Below are 4,694 nucleotides of genomic sequence, written 5' to 3'. Positions count from 1 at the left end.
TTCCTTCATTGTTGTCCATGTGGGGCCAGCCCTCGTTCCAAACGACCGGGGCGAGGAACGTTTCACGTCCAAGCACACTATATCCGTCCTCTGTCAAACGCACGCCAAGGAATACGGCCCACCAGTCTCCGTGGTGATCCTCCACCAGATCGGCATGACCCAAATACTGGATCGGATGGTCCAGATGGCGATGGGTCAGGATCGGCTCAGGATAGCGTTCAAACGGACCATAAGGTCGATCGCTTCGGCCGATGATCTCACGATGCTCCTTGGCCGTCCCACCAGAAGCAGACATCATGTAATACAGACCATTGATTTTGTACAGATGTGGCCCTTCGGTCCATGGCCCTCCATCTCCATGCCAGACAACTTGTGGTTCAGAGAGCGCCTCACCTGTAGCGATGTCGATCTCATATTGGATGGCATGAGAATCGTAATCGGCACCTTGTTGGGCGGTCACGTACACTTTGCCATCGTCGTCAAAAAACAGCGAGGGGTCAATGCCCCCGTAGGGAATACGAATTGGATCGGACCATGGTCCGGCAGGGTTGGTTGCCGTAACATAGAAGTTCCCGATGCCCCTTACATCTGTCGTAATCATATAAAATATACCTTCATGGTAACNATACGAATTGGATCGGACCATGGTCCGGCAGGGTTGGTTGCCGTAACATAGAAGTTCCCGATGCCCCTTACATCTGTCGTAATCATATAAAATATACCTTCATGGTAACGCAGTGTCGGAGCATAAATGCCGTCTGAGCTCTTCTGACCGGTCAAATCCAGCTGACTGATTCGGTCCAGTACATTGCCGATCTGCTCCCAGTGAATAAGATCCGGACTCCGAAAGATCGGCACGCCGGGAAAATATTCAAACGAGCTGCAAATGAGGTAAAAATATTCTTCCGCCTTCACAATGCTGGGATCCGGATAGAATCCGGGAAGAATCGGGTTGGCATAACGGATCAGTTGTGATTGAATCTGTGACATCTATTCCTTCACACTCCCTACATTTAGTCCAACGACAAAGTATTTTTGCATAAACGGATACACCAACAAGATCGGAACAGAAGCGACAATCGTAACTGCAGCACGAATCGAAATGGGCGTTACCTGTGTGGAATGCTCCACCCCCACGCCGTTGGCAACGGAAGGATTACTGTTGGCGTTCATACTGNACAAAGTATTTTTGCATAAACGGATACACCAACAAGATCGGAACAGAAGCGACAATCGTAACTGCAGCACGAATCGAAATGGGCGTTACCTGTGTGGAATGCTCCACCCCCACGCCGTTAGCAACGGAAGGATTACTGTTCGCGTTCATACTAGAAGACAACAGCTTCATCAGTTCGTATTGCAGTGTACTGAGCTCTTGACGTGATGACGTGTACAGAAAAGCATCGAACCAGGAATTCCACGCGCCGACTGCGACAAAGAGCGCAATGGTCGCTAGCACAGGTTTGCACAGTGGAAAAATAATTCTCCAGAAAATTCTGAAGTCGCCTGCTCCATCAATTTTGGCTGATTCAATCAAGCTTTCCGGGATCGTGTAAANGTGTACAGAAAAGCATCGAACCAGGAATTCCACGCGCCGACTGCGACAAAGAGCGCAATGGTCGCTAGCACAGGTTTGCACAGTGGAAAAATAATTCTCCAGAAAATTCTGAAGTCGCCTGCTCCATCAATTTTGGCTGATTCAATCAAGCTTTCAGGGATCGTGTAAATATAGGTACGAATAACGATCAGGTTGAACGCACTAATCAGCGATGGTAAAACATACACCCAGAAGGAGTTAATCAAATGCAGATCCTTCATCAGGAAGTACCCCGGAATTAGCCCGGCATTGAAATACATCGTCAGCACAAAAATGGTCGTAATCAGCTTGCGGAAAATATAATCGCGCCGACTCAGTGTGTAAGCCAACATGGTGGTCAAGAAAATGTTCAGAACGGTGGATAGTACTGTACGTGCAACGGAAATCAAAAATGCGTTATAAATGGTGCCTGATGCAAATACGGCTTTGTAATTCTGCAGGGTGAAATCGCGGGGCCACAAATATAAGCCTCCTCGTATGGTGTCATTCCCTGCATTAAATGAAACCACAATCGTGTTCAAAAATGGATATAACGTCACAATCACCAGCAGCACCATGAAGATGGTATTAAAGGTGTTAAACAGAAACGGTTCCATGCCTCTGCCACCCGGGCGGCGAACGGAAAGCGCCGCTGTATTTCCTAAACCAGACAATGGTGTTTTTTTCGTCATTATAACAGCCTCTCTTCCCCAAGCCGCTTGGCGGTCCAATTCGCTACAAGTAACATCGTAATGCTGACCACGGTCTTAAATATTCCGCCTGCAGTTGCGAGCGAATAGTTGCCCTGTGCAATCCCGTATTTGAGCACGAAGATATCAATCGTTTCCGCCCAGTCAACAACCAATCCGTTACCCAGCAAATACTGAACCTCGAAGCCGGCTTCCAGAATATGTCCAATCGACATAATCAACAGGATGACAATGGTAGGCTTGATTCCCGGCAAGGTGACATTCCACATTTTTTGATATCGATTGGCGCCATCAATATCGGCAGCTTCATACTGTGCCGGGTCAATCGAGGCCATGGCCGCCAAATAAATAATGGTGCTCCACCCGACTTCTTTCCAAATATGAGAACTTGCCACAACGCCCCAGAAATACTTTCCTTCCGTCAGCCACAAGATCGGCTCGTTGATGAGGTGCAGTCTCATGAGGATATCGTTGATAATGCCGTCAGAAGCAAGCGATGTCGCTACGATGCCAGTCACGATAATCCATGATAAGAAGTGAGGAAGATAAGAGATGGTTTGTACCGTCCGCTTCCACATGACCTTCTTGATCTCATTGAGTAACAATGCCAAAACTATAGCGGTAACGAAACCCAAAATCATGTTGATGATACTCATGGCCAGCGTATTGCGGAGCACGCGCAAGAAATTGTCATCGGTAAACAAAAATTGAAAATGCTTAAATCCTACCCACGTTTGCTGCGAGAAACTTCTGGCCGGTTTGTAATCCTGGAAAGCCATCGTCCAGCCCCAGACAGGCACATAAGCAAAGATGATAATGTACGCAAGCAGAGGAACAGACATCCAAATGAGCTGTCTCTGTGCTTTGATATTTTGCCAGGTAATCCGCCTGATTTTTGGTTTTTTCTTCGGGCGGAGCGGCTTGGTACCCACTACAATTTCCTCCATAATATCAGGCTCCCTATCCATCTTTAAAATCAAAGTAAAACATCGAAAGCGACGTATCTTCCACGATGAAAGACCAGGCCCTACAAACAATTTTTTCAAAAGAATCAGGAAGAAAGGTTATCTTCCTTCCTGACGTTAAGTCTTTTATTTCACAGACCAGTTATCGATTCTCCACTTCAACACTTCATTGATACGATCTTCATACGTTTTGATGTCCAGCTTTTTAATATCGGAAACGTATTCATTCCAAACACTGTCAAACTCTGATGTACCGCTCAAGATTGCTTTTGGCAAATATTTGGTCGACNCAAATGAGCTGTCTCTGTGCTTTGATATTTTGCCAGGTAATCCGCCTGATTTTTGGTTTTTTCTTCGGGCGGAGCGGCTTGGTACCCACTACAATTTCCTCCATAATATCAGGCCCCTATCCATCTTTATTGAAAGGAATAACGTCCAGCGATATGTTCTTCAAAAAAATCAGGAAGGAAGGTAACCTTCCTTCCCGACAACAATTTCTTATTTCACAGACCAGTTATCGATTCTCCACTTCAAGACTTCATTGATACGATCTTCATACGTTTTGATATCCAGCTTTTGAATTTCGGAAACGTATTCGCTCCATACACTGCTGAATTCAGACGTGTTAGCCAAAATCGCTTTCGGCAAATATTTGGTTGATAATTCGTTCAACTTCGTATTGGCAATCTTGGCTGGAGATCCCTCAACCAGATCGACAGACCAAGCAGGGTAAGTCACCGGATTCTCTGGTGGAGCACTGAAGAAATCGACATAGCTGTTGAAACCATAAGCGCCCAAAACTTCCTTATCAAACTGTCTCAAGCTGGCCTGGTATTCTTCCGGCTGATTGCTTGCTGAAGTAGCGTTGCCATCGCTAAAGTAACCTTCCATTTTCGGTGCAGTTCCATAAAATGCATCTGCTTTATTGGCCAGTTTCCAGGCCGCATCTGCGGCATTGTCACGCTGCTCTTGGGTTTTCATGAAACGGCCTTCGTCATTGACGTAATAGTCTTCATCCTGAATGCCCCAAGTGAGTGTCTTTTGCCAATCTTCTTCCATGAGCTTGTCGAGTGCTTTAATGATTTTCACAGGGTCTTTGGCACTCACGGTAATACCGAAGCCATTGTTCAGGTTAAGCGCTGCGCGATCACGATAATAGTCTTTGGTGCTGCTGTCATACACGAGCGGGAACCCCACATAAGTACGTTCAATTTTGTCCTGCGTTATGAGCGAATCTTCCGCGCTGCCGAAATTCCAGTGTTGGTCGAACATGCCGAGTACTGCCCCACTGGACAATTTGGCCATATATTGGTCGTAGTTTTGTGCAAACGCTTCCTTATCCAGCAAGCCTTGTGCATTGATTTCATTTAGTTTCTGATAGTACGTCTTGGCATAATCCTTGTCCGCAAAGATCTCTGCCTTGCCGTCGTTGACGACCACACC

At 46.5% G+C, this 4,694-nt stretch carries 3 protein-coding genes and 4 pseudogenes; all 7 read right to left on the bottom strand.

The annotated features are described in order from the left end of the window. Nucleotides 1-622, bottom strand: a pseudogene (locus CS562_RS32395) (family 43 glycosylhydrolase); the annotation flags it as partial. An 11-nt stretch (nucleotides 623-633) separates the two neighbouring features. Further along, nucleotides 634-990: pseudogene (locus CS562_RS32390) on the bottom strand (family 43 glycosylhydrolase); the annotation flags it as partial. Further along, the gene (locus tag CS562_RS32385) at nucleotides 991-1,173 is read right to left on the bottom strand and encodes a hypothetical protein (protein WP_373561774.1); all 183 of its coding nucleotides are present in this window, start codon (nucleotides 1,171-1,173) and stop codon (nucleotides 991-993) included. Next, nucleotides 1,157-1,552: pseudogene (locus CS562_RS32380) on the bottom strand (carbohydrate ABC transporter permease); the annotation flags it as partial. The pseudogene CS562_RS32380 and the gene CS562_RS32385, both read right to left, overlap by 17 nt. Beyond that, nucleotides 1,549-2,193 (bottom strand): annotated as a pseudogene (locus CS562_RS32375) (carbohydrate ABC transporter permease); the annotation flags it as partial. The pseudogenes CS562_RS32375 and CS562_RS32380, both read right to left, overlap by 4 nt. A gap of 74 nt (nucleotides 2,194-2,267) precedes the next feature. Then, nucleotides 2,268-3,233 (bottom strand): ABC transporter permease, encoded by a 966-nt coding sequence (locus CS562_RS32370; protein ID WP_099859432.1) that lies wholly within the window; start codon nucleotides 3,231-3,233, stop codon nucleotides 2,268-2,270. A gap of 516 nt (nucleotides 3,234-3,749) precedes the next feature. After that, nucleotides 3,750-4,694, bottom strand: a 945-nt coding sequence (locus CS562_RS32365) for a type 2 periplasmic-binding domain-containing protein (protein WP_483874459.1), incomplete at its 5' end; no start/stop codon positions are given.

Source organism: Paenibacillus sp. LK1, assembly GCF_002750415.1.
Taxonomy (GTDB): domain Bacteria; phylum Bacillota; class Bacilli; order Paenibacillales; family Paenibacillaceae; genus Paenibacillus; species Paenibacillus taichungensis.
This window is presented reverse-complemented; position numbering and strand designations above follow the sequence as displayed.